Genomic DNA, 26,051 nt, shown 5'->3' with positions numbered 1-26,051 from the left:
AATCGTGTTACTGTGATTTCCTAACTCTTAGATACCATTCAGAGAGTAATCTTACTTGTTTTTGCGTATACCCTTTTTCAACCATACGATTCACAAAGTCCTCATGCTTTTTCTGATCTTCAGCAGAGGTTTTTGCATTGAATGAAATAACAGGTAGCAGCTCTTCAGTGTTAGAGAACATTTTCTTTTCAATAACGGTACGCAATTTTTCATAGCTGGTCCAAACTGGGTTTTGGCCATTGTGATGTGCTCTTGCGCGCAGTACAAAATTAACGATTTCATTACGGAAATCTTTAGGGTTTGAAATACCTGCGGGTTTTTCAATCTTCTCAAGCTCTGCATTTAATGCGGCCCTGTCGAATAACTGGCCGGTATCAGGGTCTCTATATTCTTGATCTTGTATCCAGAAGTCGGCGTAGGTGACATAACGGTCAAAAATATTTTGACCGTACTCTGAATAAGACTCAAGATAGGCAGTTTGCAGCTCTTTACCAATAAACTCTACATACTGAGGAATTAAGTAACCTTTAAGGTGGCTTAGATAACGCTCTTGTATTTCTGCATTAAATTGTTCGCGTTCAATTTGTTGCTCAAGCACATAAAATAAGTGAACTGGGTTAGCAGCCACTTCTGCATGATCGAAGTTAAAGACGCGGGAAAGGATTTTAAAAGCAAACCGTGTCGAAAGGCCCGTCATACCCTCATCTACTCCAGCATAATCTCGATACTCTTGATACGATTTAGCTTTAGGGTCGGTGTCTTTTAAGCTCTCTCCATCATACACTCGCATTTTTGAATAAATGCTTGAATTATCTGGCTCTTTAATGCGTGATAGTGAGACAAACTTAGCCAATGTTTCGAGTGTGCCAGGCGCACATGGCGCAGAAGCAAGTTCACTGTTCTCTATTAGTTTGTCGTATATTTTCACTTCTTCAGAAACGCGTAAACAGTAAGGTACTTTGACAATATAGACACGGTCTAAAAATGCTTCGTTATTTTTGTTGTTTTTAAATGTTTGCCATTCGGATTCATTTGAGTGAGCCAAGATCATACCGTTAAACGGTAATGCAGAAATCCCCTCTGTCCCGTTATAGTTTCCTTCTTGGGTTGCAGTCAGCAGCGGGTGTAGTACCTTAATAGGGGCTTTGAACATTTCTACAAACTCCATAAGCCCTTGATTTGATAGGCATAATGCGCCTGAGTAAGAGTAGGCGTCTGGGTCGTTTTGGGCGTAATGTTCAAGCTTTCTTATATCAACTTTACCAACCAAAGCCGAAATGTCTTGGTTATTTTCGTCTCCAGGCTCTGTTTTAGCGATGGCAACTTGGTCCAAAATTGATGGGAAGCGTTTTACCACTTTAAATTTACTAACATCACCATTGAATTCATGTAATCTTTTTGACGCCCACGGAGAAATAACAGTTTTTAAATAACGCGGTTTTATACCATATTCTTTTTCTAGTAATTCAGCATCTTCAATAGGGTTAAATAATGAGAGGGGGTGGTCATTAACAGGAGAGCCTTTAATGGCGTATATGGGTACTTGCTGCATCAAATATTTCAGTTTTTCAGCAATTGACGATTTACCGCCGCCAACAGGACCTAATAAATAAAGTACCTGTTTACATTCTTCAAGTCCTTGCGCAGCATGTTTTAAATACGACACAATTTGCTCAATTGCATCTTCCATTCCGTAAAATTCATTAAAAGCGGGGTAACGTGCAATTACCCTGTTTGAAAAAAGCCTGCTTAGGCGAGCATCACTCGCAGTATCTATCATTTGTGGTTCGCCAATTGCCATCAATAAGCGTTCAGGAGCACTCGCGTAGGCCGATTTATCTTTTTTACAGATCTCAAGAAACTCGGCGATACTGTACTCTTCTTCTTGTGCTGCTTCATATCTGGCTTGGTAGTGTTCAAATATCGTCATAACGACCTCCAGTAACCTGCTTACTCAAAAAGCTGATTTGTCTACAAAGAAAAAAGGTTACTTTAAGCTTAGTCTTGATATTAGTAATTTGCCTAAAAATTCTAAAATTTTAATGCATTAGGAGAAAAGAGGGAGGTAATAAAAAAGGCACTGACAGTGCCTTTTATTGCAATAATATTATCGCGTAATAACGGGGGTTTTGTTAAGCAATGTTGCTATTTGCGAATTCCCAGTTAACTAATGACCAGAAACCTTTTAGGTAATTAGGACGAACGTTGCGATAGTCGATATAGTAAGCATGCTCCCAAAGGTCAACAGTGATAATTGGGGTAACACCTGAGTCAGTAAGCGGTGTAGCTGCATTTGACGTATTTACGATATCTAAAGAGCCATCTGCAAGTTGTACTAACCATGTCCAGCTAGAACCGAAGTTATTTACTGCTTTATCATTAAATGCTTCTTGGAATGCAGCGAATGAGCCCCATTTTGCGTTAATAAGCTCAGCAACCTTACCTGTAGGTTCACCACCACCGTTTGGTGATAGGCTATGCCAGTAGAATGTGTGGTTCCAGATTTGAGCAGCGTTATTGAAAACACCCCCTTCTGAACTACATACAACTTCTTCTAAAGTTTTGTTAGCAAGTTCAGTGCCTTCGACTAAACCATTAAGCTTTACAACATAAGTGTTGTGGTGCTTACCATGGTGAAACTCTAAAGTTTCGCGTGAAATGTGAGGCTCAAGTGCATCGATTGCATAAGGTAGTGACGGTAGTTCAAATGCCATTTTAATCTCCATTTTGTTGTGTGAATGCCAAATATAAGTATCAAACACTATTGCACTTAAACAGTGCTGTTCTATACGAGTTGGCATTATAGTGATACTATAATTCCTGAGTATTTTACTCAAGTTTTGGCAAACAGCAATGGCGTTGCCTTAATACTAATCGTAAATATGGTCTTAATGGTGATATTTCAAGCATACTTTGCTATCACGGACCAAATGCTATCGTCACTTTGAGGTTAAAGATGGAAACCATTGATAAAATTAAACAGCAAATTTCTGAAAACCCGATTCTTTTATATATGAAAGGCTCTCCTAAATTGCCTAACTGTGGTTTTTCATCGCAAGCATCACAAGCTTTGATGTCATGTGGTGAGCAATTTGCGTACGTTGATATTTTACTTAATCCTGATATCCGCGCAGAGTTACCACATTATGCTAATTGGCCAACATTTCCACAGCTGTGGGTTGAAGGCGAGTTAATAGGTGGCTGTGATATTATTATTGAAATGTTTCAGCGAGGTGAATTACAACCATTAATTCAAGAAGCCGCTGCAAAATATAAAACTGAAGAGGCAGATTCGCCTGAATAACGTATAAATTTGTCGTAAATTTAAGTTATGTAGCCCAACCGTGTGTTGGGCTTTTTTTACTTTATTTAAAAGACGAACCTCACTCTAACTTCCTAGTTGACGCTAGCGTAAGCCATTATGTGATTGGGTTGGCATAAAATACTTTATTTTATCCTGCCAATAATAAACTTGGCTGAATAATATGCACGTACCTACCTCAAAATAACACTATTTCACATCGGCTTTTTGAATTTTTATTCAAAAAGCGCCTCGTTTACGTTTACGTAAACTGTAATCTATAGATTGTGTGATTAACTTTTCATTTAAAAATGACACTGGTGTCATGCTGGATTTTTGGTTCTTTTGTATGGGTTTTTCGGTTGGGTTTAATTTCGGATTAACTTGTCATACCATTGAGAAATATTCATGTTCATGAATATGTATTCATAATTGTATTGACTCGCATTTAAAACATCGCTAATTTTGACTATCTGCCAAAAATCTCGTTTGAAGTGAAACCAACGGCAGTTGTAGCAAGGGGAGGGGTCCATGTTATATGACTCAGCACTAGAAAAAGATAATTGTGGGTTTGGCTTGATAGCACATGTAAATGGTCAAGCTAGCCATAAACTCATTCGCACGGCGATAACAGGATTAGATCGGATGCAACACCGAGGGGGTATTGCATCCGATGGTAAAACAGGCGACGGCTGTGGCTTATTATTACAAAAGCCAGATAGTTTCTTTCGTGCAATTGCTGCAGAGCAACAGTGGCGCTTAGGTAAAAACTATGCCGTAGGCATGTTATTTTTGAACACGGATAGTGAGCTTGCAAAAGCCGCGAGAAAAGTGGTTGATGAAGAACTAGAAAAAGAAACATTAACACTAGTAGGTTGGCGGGAGGTGCCGACTGACCCGTCTATGTTAGGGCCAATTGCTAAACAACAATTACCGCTCTTTGAGCAAGTATTTGTGAGTGCGCCAGAAGGTTGGCGACCAAAAGATCTTGAGCGTCGACTGTATATTGCCAGACGCAGAATTGAAAAACGGCTCGTTCATGATAAGGAGTTTTACATTTCCAGCTTGTCGGGTTTGGTGACCGTATACAAAGGCTTGATGATGCCTGCTGATCTGCCTAATTTTTATCTTGACTTGGCTGATATGCGTATGACAAGTGCAATTTGCGTTTTTCATCAGCGTTTTTCCACTAATACTCAGCCACGTTGGCCTTTGGCTCAGCCATTTAGATATTTAGCACACAATGGTGAGATTAATACGATTACCGGTAACCGCCAGTGGGCAAAAGCGAGAGCGTATAAATTTTCATCTCCGCTATTACCAGACTTGCAATCAGCGGCACCTTTTGTCAATGAGGAAGGGTCTGATTCATCGAGCTTAGATAACATGCTTGAGTTATTCTTAGCTGGTGGCATGGATTTATTTAGAGCAATGCGGATGCTTGTGCCGCCGGCATGGCAAAAAAACCGTGCGATGGATGAAGACTTACGTGCCTTTTACGATTTTAATTCTATGCATATGGAACCTTGGGATGGTCCAGCAGGTGTCGTTATGTCTGATGGGCGCTTTGCCGCATGTAACCTCGATAGAAATGGCTTAAGACCCGCTCGCTACGTGCTAACGCAAGATGGCTTTATTACACTCGCATCAGAGGTGGGTATTTGGGATTACGCAGCTGATGAGGTGATAGATAAAGGGCGTGTAGGGCCTGGTGAATTATTAGTTATTGATACTCTGCATGGCAAAATTTGGCAATCAGATGAAATTGATCAAGATTTAAAATCGCGTCATCCTTATAAAGCTTGGTTAGAGCAAAATGTAAAACGCCTAACTCCGTTTGAGCAGCTTGACGAACAGCAAGCGGGTGGTAGGGATTTAGATGCACAGGCGCTGCTTACTTATCAAAAATTGTTTGGTTTTTCTAATGAAGAACTTGACCAAATACTAAGGGTAATGGGTCAAAATGGTCAAGAAGCGACGGGCTCTATGGGCGATGACACACCATTTGCCGTATTATCAGAAGGCTATCGTTCGTTATTTGACTACTTTAGACAAAAGTTTGCGCAAGTCACAAACCCACCTATTGATCCCTTAAGAGAAAACCATGTGATGTCGTTGGCTACTTGCATTGGTCGTGAACAAAATGTATTTAATGAAACAACTGGGCACGCTAAACGTTTGCAGTTTGAATCACCAGTATTGTCATATTCAGATATGCAGCAGCTTCGCAGTGCTGATGATGAACATTATTCTATTTGCAAAGTGTCGCTTAACTATTCTCCCGATGAAGGGCTAGAAAATGCGATAAACCGCATTTGTGACGAGGCACAGCAAAAAGCGCAGTCTGGATGTGTAATGGTGGTATTGAGTGACCGAGATATCAGTGAGAGTACATTGCCAGTGCCTGCAGCTATGGCAGTAGGCGCAGTACAGAGAAGATTAGCTGATACAAACTTGCGTTGTGACTCAAATATTATTATAGAGACTGGCAGTGTAAGAGACCCACATCAGTTTGCCGTGTTACTTGGTTTTGGTGTAACCGCTATTTATCCTTATCTTGCTTATGAATCGCTAGTGGCTATGTGTGATGACGGGATTATCAAAAAGACCTACCGAGAAGTGACGCTTGCCTATCGCAATGCGATTAACAAGGGGTTATATAAGATCATGTCGAAGATGGGGATTAGCACCATTGCCTCATACCGTTGTTCTATGCTGTTTGAAGCTGTTGGTTTATCGGATGCCGTGGTTAGCTGTTGTTTTAAAGGTGTGGCAAATCGCATTCAAGGTGCTTGTTTTGAGGAGTTTGAAAGCGATCAAGTCAAGTTGCACAAATTGGCGTTTAGTCGAAGAAAGTTGTTGAGCCATGGAGGGTTGCTTAAATATGTACATGATGGTGAGTACCATGCTTATAACCCTGATGTTGTGCAAACACTTCAAGTGGCGGTTCGCTCGGGTAACTACAACGATTATCAAAAATATGCGCAATTGGTCAATAATAGACCTGTGACTAATTTACGTGACTTACTTGCGTTAAAAACTCAAACACCGATCAGTATAGATGAAGTAGAACCTGCCACAGAGTTATATAAGCGCTTTGACTCCGCAGCTATGAGCATTGGAGCATTATCTCCAGAAGCCCACGAAGCGTTAGCCATTGCGATGAACCGTTTGGGCGGCTGTTCAAATTCAGGTGAAGGTGGTGAAGACAAACAACGCTTTGGTACTGAAAAAAACTCGCGAATAAAGCAAGTAGCGTCAGGTCGTTTTGGTGTGACACCGCATTATTTACAAAGCGCTGATGTTATCCAAATTAAAGTAGCGCAGGGCGCAAAGCCAGGAGAAGGAGGCCAGCTGCCGGGTGAAAAGGTAACGCCGTATATTGCGAAGTTGCGTTATTCTGTACCGGGCGTGACCCTTATCTCACCTCCGCCACATCATGATATTTACTCTATTGAGGATTTGGCCCAACTCATTTTCGATTTAAAACAAGTCAACCCCAAAGCCATGATTTCCGTAAAGCTGGTATCTGAACCAGGAGTGGGGACCATTGCAACAGGGGTCGCAAAAGCTTATGCCGATCTCATTACCATTGCCGGTTATGATGGAGGGACGGGTGCTAGTCCGTTGACGTCTGTAAAATATGCCGGTAGTCCTTGGGAGCTTGGGCTTGTGGAGACACAGCAGGCATTGGTTGAAAATGGCTTACGTCATCGTATTCGTTTACAAACTGATGGTGGCTTAAAAACAGGCCTAGACATTATTAAAGCAGCTATTCTAGGTGCCGAAAGTTTTGGCTTTGGTACGGGCCCTATGGTTGCTTTAGGGTGTAAATACCTCAGAATTTGTCACTTAAATAACTGTGCAACGGGCGTGGCTACTCAAGATGAAACATTACGTCAAAAGCATTACCACGGTTTACCCGAAATGGCGATGAACTACTTTAAGTTTATTGCACAAGAGGCGCGTGAGTTAATGGCTGAGCTTGGTGTAAAACGGTTGGTTGATTTAATTGGTCGAACAGAGTTATTAGATGTAATCGAAGGTCGTACAGTCAAGCAAAACAAGCTTGATTTATCTAACTTATTAGCAAAACCAAATAACCCCTCAGGTGAAACGTTTTATTGCAGTGCAGTCAATACGTCACACTATCAAGGCGAGCTAAATGAGCGGTTGTTAGACAAAGCGAAGCAAGCGATTGATACAAAATCAGGGACTTCGTTAGTTAATCGCATCGCTAATACAGATCGTTCCGTAGGCGCTTTATTGTCAGGGTATATTGCTAGTAAATATGGCAATCAAGGCATGGCAGCGGACCCTGTCGCAATTGAATTACATGGTACTGCAGGCCAATCATTTGGTGTTTGGAATGCTGGTGGTTTAGAGATGACGCTGGTGGGAGATGCTAATGATTATGTTGGCAAAGGTATGGCTGGCGGTAAGCTGGTTATCCGTCCTCCAATGGGCTCTAGTTTTGCAAGTCATCAAGCCACTATAATGGGTAATACCTGCTTGTATGGTGCAACGGGCGGTAAGCTATTTGCAGCGGGTCGAGCTGGGGAGCGTTTTGCTGTCAGAAACTCTGGTGTTCAGGCTGTTGTGGAAGGGCTCGGTGATAATGGCTGCGAGTATATGACTGGTGGTGTTGTGTGTGTACTTGGGGCTGTTGGTGTGAACTTTGGCGCAGGTATGACGGGGGGCTTTGCCTATGTTTTGGATGAAAGCAATGATTTTGAAAAGCGTATCAATCCAGAGCTAGTGGAAGTCGTTGAGCTTACAGAGTTAGCGTCTCATCAAGAGCATTTACGTGGTCTTATTGCTGAGCACTCAGACTTAACGTGTTCATCAAGATCTGAGCAAGTACTTGCTAACTTTGATTTGTATTTACCGATGTTTAAGTTGATAAAACCAAAATCAAGTGACGTTAAAGGCCTATTAGGGCATAGGGCGCGCAGTAGCGCAGAGCTTCGTGTGCAGGCTCAGTAGGGGGAAGTATGAGCGAGAATGTTTATCAATTTATTGACGTGCAAAGAGTTGATCCGCGTAAAAAGCCAATATCAACTCGTAAGCAGTCATTTGTCGAGATTTATGAGCCTTTTTCGGGTAGTCAGGTTAACTCACAATCAGATCGTTGTTTAGATTGTGGTAATCCTTATTGTGAGTGGAAGTGTCCAGTTCATAACTATATTCCACAGTGGCTTAAATTGATCCGAAATGGACGCATTTTTGAAGCTGCAGAATTATCTCACAGAACCAATAGTCTGCCAGAAGTGTGTGGTCGCGTATGTCCTCAAGATAGGCTGTGCGAAGGCGCATGTACGCTAAATGAAGAGTTTGGTGCTGTTACTATCGGGAATATTGAAAAGTACATTACGGATACCGCATTTGCGCAAGGCTGGAAGCCAGATATGTCTTATGTGGTTTGGAGCGATAAAAAAGTGGCTATTATTGGTGCTGGGCCAGCAGGGCTTGGTTGTGCCGATATCTTGGTACGCAACGGTGTAAAGCCTGTCGTATTTGATCGCAACCCAGAGATTGGTGGGTTGCTTACCTTTGGCATACCATCATTTAAACTTGAAAAGTCAGTGATGCAAAAGCGTCGAGAAGTATTTGCTGAAATGGGGGTGGATTTTAAGTTAAATACCGAAGTAGGCAAAGATATCAGCATGGATGAATTACTAGCCCAATACGATGCGGTGTTTGTTGGAGTAGGTACTTATCAAAGTATGCGAGGTGGGCTAGTTAATGAAGATGCATCAGGTGTACACGATGCGCTACCATTTTTAATCGGCAATACCAATCGAGTAATGGGCTATGACGAAACCAAGCAACCATTTGTTGATATGGCAGGAAAAAAAGTGGTGGTGTTAGGTGGTGGTGATACAGCTATGGACTGCGTTCGTACTTCTGTCAGGCAAAACGCTGCATCGGTTGTATGTGCTTATCGCCGTGATGAAGAGAACATGCCAGGTTCACGCAAGGAGGTTAAAAATGCCAAAGAGGAAGGGGTTGAGTTTAAGTTTAACTTACAACCTAAAGGCATCTTAATCGATTCAAATGGGCTGGTTAGTGGTGTTGAAATGGTACAAACTAAGCTTGGTGAACCTGACGAGAATGGGCGGCAAAAAGTCCAAGAGGTGCCAGGTTCTGAGCATGTGCTAGACGCTGATGCTGTATTAATTGCTTTTGGCTTTAAACCTCATAGTCTGGACTGGCTTACTCATTATGATGTTGAAATTAACCATTGGGGTGGCATTGAAGCACCTGAGCAAGGGGCATTCACACACCAAACAAGCAACCCGAAAATTTTTGCCGGAGGTGATGCAGTACGAGGCTCTGATCTTGTTGTAACTGCAATATTTGAGGGCAGAAATGCCGCTGAGGGTATTTTGGACTATTTAGATGTATAGCAAGTAATGATTTCAAACTAAGTAGTAAGACCATCGGGCCCGCACTAGCGGGCTTTTTTATGAATAAGTTTATAGACAAGAGGTGCCTTTAGGGTAAAGGTTGCACCAATTACAGAGTCAATGACTGGTGTGCATTATAATCATTAAAAATAAAAGTGTTTACAGTAACCTGAACTTCACTCAAAGGGACATTCTCATTCAGAGAGTCCATTACTATAATATTGATGCTCGGTGAGCCAAAGCCTTGACAGTTACCTAAAGAGGTGTTGATGTAGTGGCACTAGCACAACCTTCAGGAAGGGGTTAGTATTAAAAGTAAGAAATGTGTTTCATCAGTTCTATCCTTAGTTTTAAGTTTAGGCCCGGGTGTATTTAGGGATGAACAATTGGCCTGATCAAAAGTCTGAAAAATACTCCCAAACAATGTTTTATATACATGATGAAGATAATGAGTCTGATATTTTAAAAGTTAGGTATTAAACATAAGAGTACCTCTTAGAAAAGAAGTATAAAATCATATTTTTGAGTCAAGGCAGAGTTGGTGATTTTGATCTAGATTAAAAGTCAGATTTTAAGGCTTTTTATAAACGGTTAAAAATCAAGTGGCGATATTATCAACTAGTATATTTGATGGTTTTAATCATTGCCTGATATTTTTATACGCAGGGGTTTGATAACGTATCGTTTTACTATTAATAATAATGAAACGATACGCAATAAAATACATTGCTTATATTAGAAAGAATTAATCTATTAATTAACTGGCGCTGCTTTTCATCGCTAGAATAAAATTAATAACACACTAATTAAAGCCAATGTCTATTTGGGTTTGAGATATCAATAAGACTCACATTCCCACTCAGTTTGTGTTGAGCCAATTGTATTTCCGCCAGCAATTCTATAAGTTTGATTTAAACTAACCTCATCATTTTTAACTAATTTTTTTACTTTCTTCTTTTTTAAGTTTAGCTTTATTTTTTTCATTTTAATATTCCCTATTTTTTGTGATTTAAAATACAGGTCTGTACCCGTAAATTTATAGTAGCAAGGTGTTTTTGTTTTTTCAACTTAAAAGTAACAAATGTATAAATATCTAGATGTTATCTATAAACTACAGAGCAAAATATATCAGTGATATAGTGAAGCATTTATAACTAGTAAATTAGTTGTTTTTTAATTACTTTGCACAGTAAGCAGCTCTTTTGCACTGGCTTTTGTTGTTTCACTTATCTTATCACCGCCAATAAGGCGCGCTATTTCTGTCACCCTCATATCATGCTGAAGTGGTTTCATTGAGGTGAATGTTTCACCACCGTCTACTGTTTTAGCAACAAAAAATTGCTGATGGCCACTACATGCAACTTGTGGCAAATGTGTCACACAAATAACTTGAGTAGACAGACCCAGTTGCCTAAGTAGCTTGCCAACTTGTGATGCAGTAGGGCCAGAAATACCGACATCGACTTCATCAAAAATGAGCGTTGGCGTTGTAACGCGTTGTGCAATGATCACTTGAATTGCCAAACTTATACGCGAAAGCTCACCTCCTGAGGCCACTTTGCCTAGCGGTTGTAGTGGTTGGCCAGGGTTGGTGGTGACTAAAAATTCAATATCATCAAACCCCTTTGCTGCGGGTTTTTGTTGGCTTTTTTGTGTTAGCTCAATTGCAAATCGACCATTTTCCATAGACAGTGACGACATGCTTTTACTGATAAGCGAATTGAGTTTCTTAGCAGCCGTCAGCCTGCTGTCACTGAGTCCTTTAGCTGCAATATTATAGGCATGAATGGCATCTGCGATTTCTTGTTCAAGGTCATCTAGACGTTGAAAATCTGAACTTATTTCATTTAATTCGTGCTTTAATTTTTGATGAAAAGCATAAATTTCATGCGGTTTTATGGCATGTTTACGAGACAAATCCATCGCCTTGGAAAGGCGCTCTTCTAACTCTTGAAGGCGCATAGGGTCTTGGTCAATACTTTCGCTGTAACTTCGCACTTCCCGGCATGCTTCATCAATTTGTACAGCTGCTTCTTCAAGCATCTGTGCAATTGGATTTAACTGCTTATCATAACCTGCTAATTCACTGAACTGTTGCGCACTTTGCTGTAGTTGACTCAGAACTGTTTGGTCACCCTCATAAAGGTAAGCAAGTTCTCTTTGGCAGGTTTCTATAATAGTTTGGCTATGGCTAAGTCGGCTATGTTCAGCCTCAATATTTGAAAATTCACCGTCTTCTAGCGCAAATTCATCTAACTCCGCTACCTGATATTCTAGCAACTGCTGTTTTGCAGCCTGTGTTTGTTGTTGTTTTTGTAGTTCACTGTATTCGCGTTGTAATTTGTTAAAATGGTTGTATTGTGTAGTGACGGCATTTAACAGTGAGTGATGGCCCGCGTAAGCATCCAGAAGGTGTAATTGGTGTTCTGGCTTTAACAATAACTGGTGAGCGTGTTGACCGTGAATAGCAATCAAATATTGGCCCAAGTCTTTTAGTTGTCCTGCGGTAACAGCAATACCATTAATATAGCTTTTGCTGCGTCCACTTTTACTGATCACACGGCGTAAAATACAATCATGCTCTTCATTGTTGAGCATATGCTCTTTTAGAAATTGTTTTGCGACGGGTAATTTCGAAATATCGAAATGAGCGCTAATTTGGGCTTTGTCTGTACCAGGGCGAATGGCTGCAGGGTCTGCACGCTCGCCAAGGCATAGTGACAAAGCATCAATGGCAATTGATTTACCAGCACCAGTTTCACCAGTAATGGCCGTCATGCCAGCTTGCCACTCAATATTTAAGGCATTAACGATTGCAAAATTTTTAATTTCTAAGTTGATAAGCATACTGTGTATCCAAACAGTGGTTATACTGTTAATTTATACAGTATGCGTTAAAAATGCAACTTGAATTTTAAATATACATAATTTAAAAGTTTAACTAGTTGTGAGCCTTTCTTTTGCAGCTGTCATTTGTTGTTCTATGTTGTTTGTCTTATCGTTTAAGTCAGTATCATCGTCCTGATTGTTTTTCTCTTCTTGCGCTTCATTTTCTTGCAAAATAGCGTCAGGCACATCTGGGGTTTTAATTAAAGTGATAAGAGCAGGCAGTATCTCATAGTAAAAACCTTTATTGTAAGCGATGCCAGAAGAGGGTAGCTCTGCAACAAAGTACTGTAACTGTTCTGCAAGTAGTTCTTTATTTCCTGTAATATGAGCTTTACCTAACTCAGTGCCAACTGCCCGTGTAAATTGCTCACTGACTAATTCAAGTTGGCTTAGGTTTTCTTCTGTATGAGGCTGAACAACAAAAAAGTTACTAACAATTGAATTAATTTTAGGCGCATATTTGGGACGTAATATCTTAGCATCTACATACTCAGCAGTTTTGAACTTAAAGTGATCGGTGATTTCTTTTAAGCGGTCATTAAATACTTTCTTTTTTGCTTCTCGTGCTTTTTTTCGATTATTTTCTATCACTAAGTACACTCCAAGTAGTGTGATTAGCAGTAGCAAAGTGACAAAAACAATATAATTGATCATAACAACGAAAATTTCCTAAATTAGAAAAATAATTTTGCCTATTCTGCGGTATATAAGGTGCATTAGTAAAGCCTACTGCCCCAATTTAATTTTTGTCTAAGTACATTGTAATAGGAGTATGATTTTGGGTGAATTAGTCGCAATTTTTTATTTGCTTTTTTTATCACCACTTCGTCACCCGGAAGCAGAGCCAAAACTACATGGCTGTCACAACTAACTTGCAAACTATCGGTGTTTTCTAAACTAAGTTTTAGCCTAATCTCGTTATTTGCATCGACAACTAAGGGTCGACTAGATAGCGTGTGTGGAAACATCGGCACGAGTGACATTGCGTTAAGTTGTGGTGTGAGTATGGGGCCACCACCGGAGAGTGAATATGCGGTAGAACCTGTGGGCGTTGATACAATTAATCCATCAGAACGTTGAGAAAAGACAAACTCATCGTTAATGAAGGCTTCAAATTCTATCATATGAGCCACTTTATCCGCGTGAAGTACCGCTTCGTTAACTGCTAAATTGGCACTTTTAAGTTCGGCATGCCGATATACTTCTACTTCTAATAAAAATCGCGATTCAGCAATAAACTCACCGCGTAACACTTCTTCTAGGCTTGCTTCAAAACCTTCAGGGTCTAAGTCGGTTAAAAACCCTAAATTACCCCGGTTCACACCAATGACAGCGACATCAAAGCGAGCGAGCACTCTAGCCGCACCTAACATATTACCATCTCCGCCAACGACGATAGCTAAGTCACACTGGTTACCTAATTCAACGAGTTCTGTTAGTGAATTGTTATCAACATTTGATATTTGCGCGCCCACGCGTTGTTCTACCAAAACAGTATAACCAAGTGCTTGCAAAAAGGTGTATAAGCGTTGTAAGGTCAACGCCGCGCCTTCATGGTTAGGCTTTCCAATGAGGCCTATGGTTTTGAAGGGAGTCGTCATGTCGAGTTCCTTGATAATTATAAAGTAAGACTAACTTAAAAAGTCGGTACTTGAAACTGACAAATGATGTCACCACATAAATAATATGAATATAACAGCACGCGACCAACAAATCTTCTCAGCAGTGATGAGTTTATACTGTAATGGTGAAGGGCACCCTGTGGCTTCTAGCAAAATAGCCAAGCAAAAAGGTATGGCTGTATGCTCAGCAACTGTGCGTAATGCAATGGCTCGACTAGAAAAGTTTGGGTTATTGTATTCACCACATACATCTGCTGGTAGGGTGCCGACTGATTCTGGACTTAAATACTGGCTGGATGAGTATTTTTCGTTGACTGAAATTGCGAACTATTGGCAGCCACAGCAAAATCAATTGATAGAGTTTGCTCACAGTGTTAGTCAGCAATTTAATGTTTGTTGTTGTGTTGGTTTACCGCAGGCAAGCTCACAGCTAGTGTTTAGAGTGGAAGTGTTAGCTTTTGATAGTAGCTCTTGGTTGGTGTTGCTTATTGATAAAGCAGGACAGTCTCAAAATATATGTATTAATAAACCCAAAGATGACAGCGATCAGCATCGTTATTTATTTGCTGCATGGATGAACACGGTATTTAGTCAACAAACGTTAATTGAGGGGTTACACCGCATGAGAGCTATGGCTCATAGTGCGCCTGAGAGCTGTCGTGATCAATTGGCACAGTGGACGCGTGAGTTACACCATCAATTAGGTACAGACAACAGCATTGTTGTGGGTGAGCGTTTTTTATACCAAAGTTTAGATATAGATTCTGGGCTAAATATAGGTGTTTCATTTTTACATCAAGTAGAGGATAAACTTGCGTTTAAAAATGGTGTGTCGGTTTTATTGGGTATTGAATTGAGTACGCTAAATGTGAAACAGTCGATAGTTCTGAGTGTGCCTTACTTTCAAAATGGTGAATATCAAAGCCGCTTTTGTGTTATTTGCCCTACAAATGCGCCAATAGAAGCAATCATTACACAATTTTCTCAAATCACGCCAATAGGGGCTTGAATCTCAAATTTCAATCCCCATAATTAGCCACAGTTGTAAAGAATCGGAGAAATTTACATGTCTGAGCAAACTAATGCCCCTGAACATGAACAAGAAGCTGCTGAGCACGTAGAGCAAGCAGTAGAAACACCAGAAGTAAATCAAGAAGAAGCGCAAACAGAGTTAAGCCCTGAAGAAGAAATAGCTGGTTTATATGCAGAGCTAGAAGCTGCTAAGCAAACTATTAAAGATCAACAAGATGGTGTTGTACGTGCTGCTGCCGATGTTGAAAATATACGCCGAAGAGCTGCTCAAGATGTAGAAAAAGCACATAAGTTTGCACTAGAAAAATTTGCTAATGAGCTTTTACCAGTGATTGATAACCTTGAGCGTGCGATTGAGTTTTCTGATAGAGAAAATGAAACACTTAAGCCGGTGCTTGAAGGGATAGATATGACGGTTAAAAGCTTCTCTGATGCAGTTGCTAAGTTTGGTGTTGAGACTGTTAATCCAAAAGGTGAAGCATTTAACCCTGATTTGCACCAAGCAATGTCTATTCAGCCAAGCAACGATGTATCGCCAAATACCGTACTTGCAGTGATGCAAAAAGGCTACACATTGAATGGTCGCTTGTTGCGTCCAGCAATGGTGATGGTATCTAAAGAAGCTGAATAATGCACTGCATTTAGGTAATAAAAAGCCGATATTATTCGGCTTTTTTTATGCGTGACTTTTGTATTAATTGATAACTGCAGCATAGTAAAACGGCGCCGAGCATTAGTGCTGAAAAAGGCAGTGCGTTTGTCGGTTCAAGCAGTGCTAATATAGGCCCGACTAAGGCACCACTGCCAAAACGTAGTGTGCCGATAACTGCTGTCGCTGTGCCTGTATGTTCTTCAAAAGCGATTAAGATAAGTGCGTCAGCATTACTGGCAATGATCCCTAAGCTCATCATCAATGGCGCGACAGTACTTGCAAATAGCCATATATTTGTAGGCAGCATACTTTCTATAATTAGCGCTGTACCTGTAATTAACCCAATGGCTAAACCTATATTGAGCATTTGTCTTGACCCAAGCTTTGGCACTAAGCGGGTATTAAGAAAGTTACCAAACATCAGCGCCATAACATTTAATGCGAATAAAATGCCAAATAATTGCTCTGATACAGAGAAGTAATCAAGATAGACAAAAGGGACTGAAGTTAAAAAGCAAAAAAATGCAAACGAAGCTGCCATGGAAGTAAGTATATCCATGCGGCAATGTTTATTTGATAGTACTTGACGGTAGTTCTTTAAAAAAAATGCCATGGATATTTTGCTGGTATTAAATCTTGGTACATCGATATTGCTATACAAACAGCATGCAAGTACCACAAAAGCGTATGCTGCAAGCACCCAAAAAATGGCACTCCAATGCCACATCAGCATTAAAGCTGCACCGATACTAGGTGCCAGTAAAGGAGCAAGCATCATGATCATCGTAACGTATGACATGCCTTTAGCGGTATCTTTTTGATAGTAATAACGAATAATTCCAGGAACAACAACGCTTGCCGCTGCCCCGGTAAAAGCTTGCACGATACGTAAAAAGTTGAAGAGCTCAATATTTGTGGTTACAGCCAGTAGTACTGAACTGATAGCAAACCCAAACAGCCCAAAGCGAGCTAAGTGAGTACGAGAAAATCGATCTGCAAGAGGGCCAAAAATTAACATCCCTAAAGCATAACCTGCCAGGTAACTACTTAAGGAGATTTGCACCTGCTCAAGCGAGGTATTTAAATCCTGAGCAATTGCGACCATGGCTGGTAAATATAAATCGATAGCTAAAGGCGTGAGGGCCACGATACTGGCTAATAGTGGTAAAAATAATTTACCAAGTGGGTGAGAGTGTTGCACAAGTTTCCAAAATTGTAGCTTTTCTATATTGTACCAATATCTAACAAAATAAGCTTACGTTAATAGGCAAATTGCAAATATTTAAGCTTAATTACTGTATTACTATATTTGAGTCAAAGCTAAGATGTTTTACACTAGCGATACGCTTAATGTTATTAGGAATTAACTGCATGAAAAAAATATTAACTGCCTTGGCAATCACACTTGTGCTGACTGGGTGTAAAACATCTCCGACAGGGCGAACACAAATTACTCTCTATTCAGAACAGAAAATGGATGAAATGGGTGTGGCGAGCTTTGCACAGATGAAAGAGCAGCAAGCTATTGAAACTGACAAAGCGATCAATAGTTATGTGAAATGCATTGCTGATAACCTAATTGCACAACTTCCTACAGAATATGCAAATCAACAATGGGAAGTCGTCGTATTTGAAGATGACAGTGCCAATGCTTTTGCATTACCAGGTGGAAAAATAGGGGTACATACTGGATTGTTAGAGGTTGCTAAAAACCAACATCAACTAGCAGCTGTTATGGGCCATGAAGTCGGGCATGTGATTGCTCAACATGCAAATGAACGTGTATCGCAAAATAGTTTGCTGCAGTTTGGTTTGCAAGCAAGTAATGTAGCGTTGCAAATGGGTGATATTCAATATAGAGATGCAATAATGCAAGGTTTAGGCGTAGGCGCACAGTTTGGTGTTGCTTTACCATTTAGCCGTTCACATGAAAGTGAAGCGGACATAATAGGTTTAGAGTTGATGGCAAAAGCGGGGTTTGAACCTCAAGGCTCAGTGGAACTTTGGCAAAATATGGCGGCTGTATCTGGTGAGCGCCCACCTGAATTTATGTCTACGCACCCTGCACCGCAAAGTCGGATTGCTAATTTGGAAAATGGTATGATTAGCGCTAATGAGCTTAAACAACTTGCATGGCAGGCAGGGCATAAGCCACAGTGTAAATAGCGAACGTGCCCATATTCAATGTGTATGCTATTACCTTGGGCATACACATTATGCAAGCAATACTATATTAGGTTTGTGGAAAATATAAGCAGTGCTTTGGTAAGTTTGATCAGGCTCAAAATAGTGCGTAACTAACGCCCGAAGAGGACAAAAGTCCTTATCTGAAGGGGCTTATTTAACTATGCTCGCCAGCTATCTACAGAGTTAAAGCACTACGATAGGCTGGTTTAGATACCGATTGCTTATTATGAGTGAACTCAAGCAATAATCAAGTGGAATCATTATGCAACAATTACCTACAGTCGATTACCGTGCGCCAGACGCAGCGGAACAGTTTGTCGAATCTTTACGAAATACTGGTTTTGGTGTTTTGAAAAACCATCCCATCCCGCAGCAATTAGTTGAGTCTATCTACGAAAACTGGCAAGTGTTTTTTAATTCTGAGCAAAAACATCAGTTTTTGTTCGATAAAGAAACACAAGATGGGTATTTTCCACCTGATGTCTCTGAAGTTGCAAAAGGGTTTACAGTAAAAGATATTAAAGAATACTTCCATGTATATCCTAAAGGACGTGTACCAGCTCAATTAGGAGCACAAATCCGTGAATATTACCGGTTAGCTAATGAATTTGCAGCTGAATTATTAAGCTGGGTGCAAGCACAAGCACCTGAAGATGTAAGTGCTAAATTCTCAATTGACCTCAAAGATATGATCGCAAACTCAGAACAAACTCTATTGCGTATTTTGCACTACCCACCAGTGACAGGTGATGAAGAGCCTGGTGCTATTCGTGCGGCTGCACATGGTGATATTAATTTACTTACGGTATTACCTGCGGCTAATGAACCAGGCTTGCAGGTACAAACAAAAGAAGGCGGCTGGTTAGATGTGCCATGTGATTTTGGTTCTTTGATTATTAACATCGGTGATATGTTACAAGAAGCATCAGGGGGCTACTTTCCGTCGACCATTCACCGAGTGATTAACCCAACAGGTAAGGCATCAACTAAATCTCGAATATCATTACCTTTGTTTTTACACCCTCGTCCAGATGTAGTTCTATCAGAGCGTTATACCGCAGATAGCTACTTACAAGAAAGACTGGCAGAGTTAGGGGTTAAATAAAAAGAGCGGCTACGCCGCTTTTTTATTTATAATTCATATTGTTACTATTAATTCTAGCATTTTTAAACTGCCTCTATATAAATACAAAAAGTAAATTTACGCTGACAATTTTAAAATTCTATGCAATATTAGAATTTTTCATTGTCGAGCAAAATTGGCAAAAAATTAATGACAACGCTGTCATTTTGTGTGTAACATTAATTCAACACGACTGAATGCTCAGCAATAATTATAAAATTGAGCCAACCCCAATCGATAGAGGTCGCTACATGATGGCTAAACAGGTACAACAAGACCAGTTATATATAGGTATAGACGGCGGAGGAACCAAATGCCGTGCTACTATCTTCTCAAAGCAACACGGTGTGTTAGGCACTGGGCTGGGAGGTCCAGCAAATCCACTTCATGGTCTTGAACGTACGTTAGAGTCAATCATGGTATCTACACAGCTGGCTTTGCAAGATGCTGGTTTACGAGTAGAACAAGTGCATGAACTAAATGCCGGAATGGGACTTGCTGGCGTAAACCTACCAGCACTTTATGACAAAATCGTGCAATGGGACCACCCATTTCAACAAATGTATTTAACTACCGATTTACACACCGCCTGCATCGGTGCACATGAAGGGCAAGATGGAGCTGTAATTATAACTGGGACGGGCTCTTGTGGTTTTTCTATCGTTGATGGTCAATCTGTAAACTATGGAGGCCATGGTTTTGCACAAGGTGATATTGGCAGTGGTGCTTGGATGGGCTTAGAAGCTGTAAAAGCCGCATTACTTGATTTAGATGAACTAGGCCCAGCTACAAAAATGAGCGCAATATTTAAATCTCATTTTAATACGCTTACAGCAATGGGAATTGCTGAGCATATGGCAGGTCAACCGTCTAGCGTTTATGCAAAGTTAGCTCGTTTTGTATTTGATGCAGCTGAACACCAAGACGAAGTTGCTTTGTCGATTGTTACTAAAGGTGCTGATTATATCAGCCACTTAGCAAAGAGGTTACTTGAAAATAATCCACCCCGCTTGTCGATGATAGGTGGATTAGCTGAACCATTAAATAAATGGTTAGACCCTGAAATTGCAAAGCATGTAGAGTTACCTAAACAGCCACCTGAAATGGGTGCCATCTATTTTGCTATTCGTAATGTTGAACAAACCCTTGGAAAGGTAAATTAATGACTAGGCAACTATACAGAGCAAAAAAATTATTTGATGGCTATCGTTTCAAGGAAAATATCACTTTTTCAATAGCGCAAGGTCAAATTAGTTTTGACACAAGTGACGAGAGCGGTTTAGTTGAGGAACTTAATGGTTTAGTCGTACCTGGTTTTATTGATGTACAAGTCAATGGCGGTGGAGGCGCATTTTTTAATGCAGATCAAAGCACAAATTGCCTTGAAAAAATGGTTCGAGCACATGGGCAGTTTGGCTCTACTGTTTTGATGCCAACCCTTATTACTGACAAAGTAGAAGTGATGGCTGCAGCAGCTGATTGTGTGGCACAAGCGTTAGCGCAAAATCAAACTGGTATTGTAGGCGTTCATTTTGAAGGACCACATTTATCTTATCCTAAAAAGGGGACTCATAGTGAGCAGTATATTCGCCCCATATCAGAAGAAGAGTTTGCTATCTATGCTCGTCAAGACTTAGGAATAAAAATGGTCACTCTTGCACCGGAAACCGTGCCAATTGAAGATATTGAACGTTTAGTTAAGCTAGGCGTTAAGGTGTGTATTGGTCACTCAAATGCTGATTTTGATACAAGCATGCGGGCCTTGCAAGCCGGGGTAGATGGGTTCACACATTTATTTAATGCTATGTCTGCATTTACCTCTCGTGAGCCAGGGGTTGTGGGCGCAGCACTTTGGGATGATAACAGTTGGTGTGGCTTAATTGTTGACGGGCACCATGTGCATAGTACATCAGCAAAGCTTGCTATTCGAACTAAACAACGTGGCAAGATGATGCTAGTAACCGATGCGATGCCTCCGGTTGGCACTGATGATATGGAGTTTGACTTTTTTGATGGTCGTAAAGTTATCCGAACTGGCGACAGATTAAACTCAACAACGGGTGAGTTAGCAGGGAGTGTACTAGATATGGCAAGTGCGGTACGTAATACTGTGAATGATCTTGACGTGTCGCTTGCCGAAAGTTTGCGCATGGCCTCTTTATATCCTGCCCAGTATTTGAATTTGACACGAAAAGGGCATTTAACAGAAGGCGCAGATGCTGATTTTGTTGTGTTAGATGATAACTATTATGCAAAATCAACCTATATTGCAGGTCAGAAGCTTTAATTTTTCCCTGAATAAAAACCCCGTTGCAGTATAACGGGGCTTTTTTTATGAGGTTTTAATGACGACAAAAACAATAAGAAAACGCCTAGCTTCTCTTGATGCATTACGCGGTATGGATATGTTTTGGATTTTAGGAGGACAGTCAATTTTTGCCGCTTTATTCGTATTGACTGGTTGGCAAGGATGGCAGTTATTTGAAGCGCATACAGTACATAGTCCATGGCATGGTTTCACATTTTATGACTTAATTTTCCCGTTATTTATTTTCCTTTCAGGCGTTGCCATGGGTCTTGCGCCAAAACGAATAGATCATTTACCTTTTTCTCAGCGACAGCCTTATTATCAAAAAGCGTTAAAAAGATTATTGCTATTGTGTTTGTTGGGTATTTTATATAACCACGGATGGGGGACTGGTATACCTGCTGCGCTTGGAGAAGTGCGATATACAAGCGTATTAGGGCGAATTGCGATTGCATGGTTTTTTTGCGCTTTGCTTGTTTGGCACACCAGCGCGCGTACGCAGGCTTTTGTGGCAATCGGAGTTTTACTGTTTTATTGGTTGTTATTGTGCTTTATTCCTGTACCTGGAGGTAGCGCTGGAGATTTAGCCGCCAATGGGGCAGGTAGTTGGAATGCATGGTTCGATAAGTATTTTTTGCCAGGGATAAGCTATCAAAATAAAGTGGTAGACCCAGAAGGGGTGCTGTCGAACCTACCTGCAATAGTCAATGCGCTAGCAGGTGTCTTTGTCGGTCGTTTTATTGCTCAAGCACAGCAGTTTGGGCAATGGCGAAGTGTTGCAGCGCTTTTTAGTGCGGGCCTTGCAAGTGTATTACTTGGCTGGCTTTGGGATTTGCAATTTCCTGTTAATAAAGAGTTATGGACCAGTTCATTTGTGCTTGTTACCGTTGGCTGGAGTGCAATGTTGTTTGCAATTTTTTATGCGTTGGTAGATTTATTAAATACTCAGCGCTTGGTCTACCCATTTATTATCATTGGTGCAAACTCAATCATTATTTATTTGGCCTCATCGTTGGTAAGCTGGGACTATATTAGCCGTAGTGTATTTGGTGGCGTGATTGCTATAGCTTCTTCTGATTGGCAACCTTTATTGAGTGTCTTAGCATTGCTATTTGTGCAGCTTTTGGTTTTGCATTGGATGTATAAGCGGAAGGTTTTTGTCAGCGTTTAATAACGTAGCTGAAATAAATTTAAACTAGCAAAGCCCTCTGTTCACGGGGGCTTTGTAGATCTTGGAGTCAAAATAGAGAAAATTTCCTTCACTTTTACTTTACAAAACTTTTTATTCTGATAATAATGACAGCGTTGTCATAATGGTAATGCCTAATACAGTGTATCCCAATTAGGTTTGATCTGACCTTACTTTGATTGCACGCGAAGTAAGGCTCAGATCCCATTTTTCTTTGTACTCAACATTGAGCTTATACTATGCAAATTGTTATTTTAAATGATGCCGCTGAAGTCGCAGCCTATGGCGCAGACATATTTTCAACACAGTTAAAACGCAAAGCTGAGTCAGTACTAGGTTTGGCAACAGGCTCCACACCAGTTGCATTATATCAAGAGCTTATCCGCCTTAACCGTGATGGAGAGTTAAGCTTTGCCAGTGCTAAAACATTTAACTTAGATGAATACCTTGGGCTTGAAGGTGAGCATCCACAAAGTTATCGTTATTTCATGAATGAACAATTGTTTAATCATATTGATATTGATATGGACAATACGCATGTGCCGCCAGGAGATGCGAAAAACCCAGTCACAGCATGTCAAGATTATGAAGCTCGTATGGTGGCAGCAGGTGGCGTTGATATACAGTTGTTAGGTATTGGTCGTAATGGCCACATTGGGTTTAATGAACCTTCATCAGGCCTTACATCTCGTACTCGCGTTAAAACATTAACCAAAGAAACCATAGAAGACAATGCGCGCTTTTTTGAAGAAGGTGAATATCAACCACATTTATCAATTACTATGGGTATTGGTACTATTTTAGATGCTAAAAAAGTTGTGCTACTTGCAACGGGTGAAAACAAAGCTGATGCAATCCAAGCAATGGTTGAAGGGCCAATAACAGCTTCTTGTCCAGCATCTGCATTACAGTTACATAAAGATGCAGTGGTAGTTATTGATCTTAAAGCTGCTAATAAGCTTAAGGATATTGAATTTTATCAACATATTGAAGCTGAGAACCAAAAGCTTCAAGACTACCTCGCGTCTCTTGCCTCTGTATAGTGTGGAGTTACACTATAACTTTAAGCCCGAAAGGGCTTTTTTTTGCTTTCCTAAATTGCTTCTTATAAGTGATTAAAAATGTGGTATGCAGCGTAAATAGTTTAGGTTTTTGCTGGTATATGATAGCTTTACACAAACATTTTCAACAGGGATCAGGCTTTGTTACATTACACGCATATGCACCTAAATCGTGCATCTAATGAACGCAAAGATCAGCAGTGGATCACACATCAAATTAATACCAATAGCCGTTGGTTGCTCATAGATAAAGATAGAAACTTAGTAAATGTAGAAGCTTTTGAATTACAGTTGCTTAGCCTTGACGATGTGAGTGAGTTTGATAAAAAAAATGCTATTTTTTTGGGCGTTGATGAGCATTTCAGTTACTTTGCTTTAGATGTATCAAGTAGCGCAAGTACTGCAGTTTTACTTAAAAAATCGGGGTTAGAGTTTGTTGATATGCGCCGTATCGGCATACAATTGGACTTGAATATGGCGTCGGTAGGCGTCCTTGCTAGAGGGCTGTGTTATTGGCATAAAACTCATCGCTTTTGTGGTCGCTGTGGTTATATCAATGAAAGTGTAGAGGCTGGGCATGCAAGGCGTTGTCAAAATGAGCAATGCCAACATATGACTTTTCCACGTACTGACCCTGCAGTGATTATGCTAATCACACATATTTTTGAAGATGGTATAGAGCGCTGTTTAATGGGCCGTCAAGCTAGTTGGCCTGAAGGAGTTTATTCTACTCTGGCAGGGTTTGTTGATCCTGGAGAAACGCTTGAACAAGCTGTTATACGAGAAGTGAAAGAAGAAGCTAACATTGATGTTGAGGATGTTAAATACATAGCCTCACAGCCATGGCCATTTCCATCATCACTGATGCTTGGTTTTATCGGCAGATCTATCTCTACAGAAATAAAAATTGACCAAGATGATTTGGAAGATGCGCAATGGTTCTCTCGTGAGCAGTTGAACACTTTTGGGCAGTGGGGTGACTCAGCGTCAGGCTATAAGCTCACTCGTCCAGATTCAATTTCTCGTCATTTAGTCGAGTATTGGCGTGCGCAATAAGGGTAAAAAGATGAAAAAAAATACAGAATTGGTAAGTGCAGGGCGCAAAGCACAATATACTCAAGGTGTTGTAAACCCAGTGGTGCAAAGAGCATCAACAGTGGTATTTGATAGTGTTGCTGATATGCATGAGGCGATAAAAGAGCGTGGTAACCGTACATTGTTTTATGGTCGACGTGGCACTAATACGCATTATGCGTTACAAGATGCAATTATAGAGTTAGAAAATGGCGCAGGTTGTGCGCTATACCCATGTGGTGCCGCTGCAATAAGTCAGTCATTGTTATCATTTTTGAAAACCGGTGATCATTTATTGATGGTGGACACAGCTTATGAACCAACGCGTGATTTTTGCGATAAAATTTTAGCCGGTTTAGGTATTACAACCACATATTATGATCCTATGATTGGCGCTGGTATTGATTCACTTATTCAAGACAATACTAAAGTACTGTTCTTGGAATCTCCCGGCTCCATCACTATGGAAGTGCAGGATGTACCTAGCTTGGTTAAGGTTGCCAAAGAGCGCGGTGTGATCACAATGCTTGATAATACCTATGGCAATGGTTGGCACTATAAGCCATTGGACTATGGTGTAGATATTAGTATTCAAGCTGCCACTAAATATATTGTTGGGCATTCTGATGTCATGATGGGCGTTGCGGTTGCTAACGAGACATATTGGCCAGAGCTTAGAGAGCACTCATATTTGTTAGGTCAATGCACATCTGCTGATGATGCTTATTTGGCATTGCGAGGTCTTCGTACCATGCCAGTGCGTTTGGCTCAACATGAGAAAGCAGCATTGCAAGTCGCAAACTGGGTAAAAGCACATCCACTGGTAGATCATGTTAGGCATCCAGCAATGGAAACCTGTCCAGGGCATGAATTCTTTAAACGCGATTTTAACGGTAGCAATGGCTTATTTTCGTTCGTCATGAACAAAGGGTCTCAAAAAGCAATTAATGCGTTCTTAGACGCGCTAGAGCACTTCAAAATGGGTTTTTCTTGGGGTGGCTTTGAAAGTTTGGTTACTGCAAATAAAACAATGTCAGGGTTGCGTAGCACAACAGGCTGGCATGAGGGGCCTGTGATCCGTTTGCATATCGGTTTAGAAGATGTGGATGACCTAATAGCCGATTTAGCTCAAGCATTAAAGGTATATGAACAAAACTGTTAAATACTCAAATTCAGAGAGTTACACAAAAAGCCGCACTTAAT

At 40.6% G+C, this 26,051-nt stretch carries 20 protein-coding genes; 13 read left to right on the top strand and 7 right to left on the bottom strand.

Going from position 1 to position 26,051, the window contains the following annotated elements:
• Window positions 1–7: 7 nt before the first annotated feature.
• Both SANK73390_RS05840 and SANK73390_RS05835 read right to left on the bottom strand, forming a co-directional pair.
• Window positions 8–1,930 carry a PrkA family serine protein kinase gene (locus SANK73390_RS05840; protein ID WP_462764602.1) on the bottom strand — a complete coding sequence of 641 codons (1,923 nt, stop codon included), beginning with the start codon at window positions 1,928–1,930 and terminating at the stop codon, window positions 8–10.
• Window positions 1,931–2,132: 202 nt separating this feature from the next.
• The gene (locus SANK73390_RS05835) at window positions 2,133–2,714 is read right to left on the bottom strand and encodes a Fe-Mn family superoxide dismutase (protein ID WP_462764600.1); all 582 of its coding nucleotides are present in this window, start codon (window positions 2,712–2,714) and stop codon (window positions 2,133–2,135) included.
• 242 nt (window positions 2,715–2,956) lie between these two features.
• On the opposite strand from SANK73390_RS05835, the gene SANK73390_RS05830 reads away from it, so the two are divergent.
• The 3 genes from SANK73390_RS05830 (at window position 2,957) to SANK73390_RS05820 (ending at window position 9,711) form a co-directional block, all read left to right on the top strand.
• Window positions 2,957–3,304 carry a Grx4 family monothiol glutaredoxin gene (locus SANK73390_RS05830; protein ID WP_261592725.1) on the top strand — a complete coding sequence of 116 codons (348 nt, stop codon included), beginning with the start codon at window positions 2,957–2,959 and terminating at the stop codon, window positions 3,302–3,304.
• Between the two features lie 528 nt (window positions 3,305–3,832).
• Window positions 3,833–8,287, top strand: a complete 4,455-nt coding sequence (gene gltB, locus SANK73390_RS05825) for a glutamate synthase large subunit (RefSeq protein WP_462764599.1) — start codon at window positions 3,833–3,835, stop codon at window positions 8,285–8,287.
• An 8-nt stretch (window positions 8,288–8,295) separates the two neighbouring features.
• Entirely contained in the window at window positions 8,296–9,711 is a 1,416-nt protein-coding gene (locus SANK73390_RS05820) for an FAD-dependent oxidoreductase (protein WP_462764597.1), read from the top strand.
• An 837-nt stretch (window positions 9,712–10,548) separates the two neighbouring features.
• Here the strand turns inward: SANK73390_RS05820 and SANK73390_RS05815 are convergent.
• The 4 genes from SANK73390_RS05815 to nadK form a co-directional block, all read right to left on the bottom strand.
• On the bottom strand, window positions 10,549–10,695 hold the full coding sequence (locus SANK73390_RS05815; RefSeq protein ID WP_462764595.1) for a hypothetical protein: 147 nt from the start codon (window positions 10,693–10,695) through the stop codon (window positions 10,549–10,551).
• Window positions 10,696–10,884: 189 nt separating this feature from the next.
• On the bottom strand, window positions 10,885–12,558 hold the full coding sequence (gene recN, locus SANK73390_RS05810) for a DNA repair protein RecN (RefSeq protein WP_462764593.1): 1,674 nt from the start codon (window positions 12,556–12,558) through the stop codon (window positions 10,885–10,887).
• A 90-nt stretch (window positions 12,559–12,648) separates the two neighbouring features.
• Entirely contained in the window at window positions 12,649–13,251 is a 603-nt protein-coding gene (locus SANK73390_RS05805; protein WP_462764694.1) for a hypothetical protein, read from the bottom strand.
• 65 nt (window positions 13,252–13,316) lie between these two features.
• A complete protein-coding gene (gene nadK / locus SANK73390_RS05800; protein WP_261592731.1) occupies window positions 13,317–14,201 on the bottom strand; it encodes an NAD(+) kinase in 885 nt (294 codons plus the stop codon).
• An 85-nt stretch (window positions 14,202–14,286) separates the two neighbouring features.
• Between nadK and SANK73390_RS05795 the strand changes: the two genes are divergently transcribed.
• Together SANK73390_RS05795 and grpE are read left to right on the top strand one after the other, a co-directional pair.
• Entirely contained in the window at window positions 14,287–15,231 is a 945-nt protein-coding gene (locus SANK73390_RS05795) for an HrcA family transcriptional regulator (RefSeq protein ID WP_462764591.1), read from the top strand.
• 57 nt (window positions 15,232–15,288) lie between these two features.
• Window positions 15,289–15,885: a nucleotide exchange factor GrpE gene (gene grpE, locus SANK73390_RS05790; RefSeq protein WP_462764589.1), complete on the top strand. Its 597-nt coding sequence runs from the start codon at window positions 15,289–15,291 to the stop codon at window positions 15,883–15,885.
• Between the two features lie 31 nt (window positions 15,886–15,916).
• Here grpE and SANK73390_RS05785 read toward each other — a convergent pair whose 3' ends face one another.
• Window positions 15,917–17,107 (bottom strand): Bcr/CflA family multidrug efflux MFS transporter, encoded by a 1,191-nt coding sequence (locus SANK73390_RS05785; RefSeq protein ID WP_462764587.1) that lies wholly within the window; start codon window positions 17,105–17,107, stop codon window positions 15,917–15,919.
• Between the two features lie 170 nt (window positions 17,108–17,277).
• Between SANK73390_RS05785 and SANK73390_RS05780 the strand changes: the two genes are divergently transcribed.
• The 8 genes from SANK73390_RS05780 (at window position 17,278) to SANK73390_RS05745 (ending at window position 26,010) form a co-directional block, all read left to right on the top strand.
• Window positions 17,278–18,072, top strand: coding sequence for a M48 family metallopeptidase (locus SANK73390_RS05780; RefSeq protein WP_462764585.1), 795 nt, complete (start codon window positions 17,278–17,280; stop codon window positions 18,070–18,072).
• 283 nt (window positions 18,073–18,355) lie between these two features.
• Window positions 18,356–19,198 carry an isopenicillin N synthase family dioxygenase gene (locus SANK73390_RS05775; protein WP_462764583.1) on the top strand — a complete coding sequence of 281 codons (843 nt, stop codon included), beginning with the start codon at window positions 18,356–18,358 and terminating at the stop codon, window positions 19,196–19,198.
• A gap of 269 nt (window positions 19,199–19,467) precedes the next feature.
• Entirely contained in the window at window positions 19,468–20,379 is a 912-nt protein-coding gene (gene nagK / locus SANK73390_RS05770; RefSeq protein ID WP_261592737.1) for an N-acetylglucosamine kinase, read from the top strand.
• The gene (gene nagA, locus SANK73390_RS05765; protein WP_462764580.1) at window positions 20,379–21,503 is read left to right on the top strand and encodes an N-acetylglucosamine-6-phosphate deacetylase; all 1,125 of its coding nucleotides are present in this window, start codon (window positions 20,379–20,381) and stop codon (window positions 21,501–21,503) included. Before nagK ends, nagA begins: the two co-directional genes overlap by 1 nt.
• A gap of 58 nt (window positions 21,504–21,561) precedes the next feature.
• The gene (nagX, locus tag SANK73390_RS05760; RefSeq protein WP_462764579.1) at window positions 21,562–22,695 is read left to right on the top strand and encodes a transmembrane glucosamine N-acetyltransferase NagX; all 1,134 of its coding nucleotides are present in this window, start codon (window positions 21,562–21,564) and stop codon (window positions 22,693–22,695) included.
• A gap of 257 nt (window positions 22,696–22,952) precedes the next feature.
• Complete coding sequence (gene nagB / locus SANK73390_RS05755; protein WP_462764577.1) at window positions 22,953–23,756, top strand: glucosamine-6-phosphate deaminase; 804 nt, start codon at window positions 22,953–22,955, stop codon at window positions 23,754–23,756.
• Window positions 23,757–23,915: 159 nt separating this feature from the next.
• A complete protein-coding gene (gene nudC, locus SANK73390_RS05750; protein WP_462764575.1) occupies window positions 23,916–24,830 on the top strand; it encodes an NAD(+) diphosphatase in 915 nt (304 codons plus the stop codon).
• Window positions 24,831–24,840: 10 nt separating this feature from the next.
• Window positions 24,841–26,010 carry a cystathionine beta-lyase gene (locus tag SANK73390_RS05745; protein ID WP_462764573.1) on the top strand — a complete coding sequence of 390 codons (1,170 nt, stop codon included), beginning with the start codon at window positions 24,841–24,843 and terminating at the stop codon, window positions 26,008–26,010.
• Window positions 26,011–26,051 lie beyond the last annotated feature (41 nt).

It is taken from the genome of Pseudoalteromonas sp. SANK 73390 (genome assembly GCF_054966645.1).
Note: the sequence above shows the minus strand (reverse complement) of the source record. Positions and strands in the feature narration are given on the sequence as shown.

Coding starts and splice junctions, on each gene's coding strand:
- nagB (WP_462764577.1), top strand. CDS start 22,953: ATGCAAATTGTTATTTTAAATGATGCCGCTGAAGTCGCAGCCTATGGC.
- SANK73390_RS05780 (WP_462764585.1), top strand. CDS start 17,278: ATGAAAAAAATATTAACTGCCTTGGCAATCACACTTGTGCTGACTGGG.
- nagA (WP_462764580.1), top strand. CDS start 20,379: ATGACTAGGCAACTATACAGAGCAAAAAAATTATTTGATGGCTATCGT.
- nagK (WP_261592737.1), top strand. CDS start 19,468: ATGATGGCTAAACAGGTACAACAAGACCAGTTATATATAGGTATAGAC.
- grpE (WP_462764589.1), top strand. CDS start 15,289: ATGTCTGAGCAAACTAATGCCCCTGAACATGAACAAGAAGCTGCTGAG.
- SANK73390_RS05815 (WP_462764595.1), bottom strand. CDS start 10,695: ATGAAAAAAATAAAGCTAAACTTAAAAAAGAAGAAAGTAAAAAAATTA.
- SANK73390_RS05835 (WP_462764600.1), bottom strand. CDS start 2,714: ATGGCATTTGAACTACCGTCACTACCTTATGCAATCGATGCACTTGAG.
- nadK (WP_261592731.1), bottom strand. CDS start 14,201: ATGACGACTCCCTTCAAAACCATAGGCCTCATTGGAAAGCCTAACCAT.
- recN (WP_462764593.1), bottom strand. CDS start 12,558: ATGCTTATCAACTTAGAAATTAAAAATTTTGCAATCGTTAATGCCTTA.
- nagX (WP_462764579.1), top strand. CDS start 21,562: ATGACGACAAAAACAATAAGAAAACGCCTAGCTTCTCTTGATGCATTA.
- SANK73390_RS05745 (WP_462764573.1), top strand. CDS start 24,841: ATGAAAAAAAATACAGAATTGGTAAGTGCAGGGCGCAAAGCACAATAT.
- gltB (WP_462764599.1), top strand. CDS start 3,833: ATGTTATATGACTCAGCACTAGAAAAAGATAATTGTGGGTTTGGCTTG.
- SANK73390_RS05795 (WP_462764591.1), top strand. CDS start 14,287: ATGAATATAACAGCACGCGACCAACAAATCTTCTCAGCAGTGATGAGT.
- SANK73390_RS05840 (WP_462764602.1), bottom strand. CDS start 1,930: ATGACGATATTTGAACACTACCAAGCCAGATATGAAGCAGCACAAGAA.
- SANK73390_RS05820 (WP_462764597.1), top strand. CDS start 8,296: ATGAGCGAGAATGTTTATCAATTTATTGACGTGCAAAGAGTTGATCCG.
- SANK73390_RS05775 (WP_462764583.1), top strand. CDS start 18,356: ATGCAACAATTACCTACAGTCGATTACCGTGCGCCAGACGCAGCGGAA.
- SANK73390_RS05830 (WP_261592725.1), top strand. CDS start 2,957: ATGGAAACCATTGATAAAATTAAACAGCAAATTTCTGAAAACCCGATT.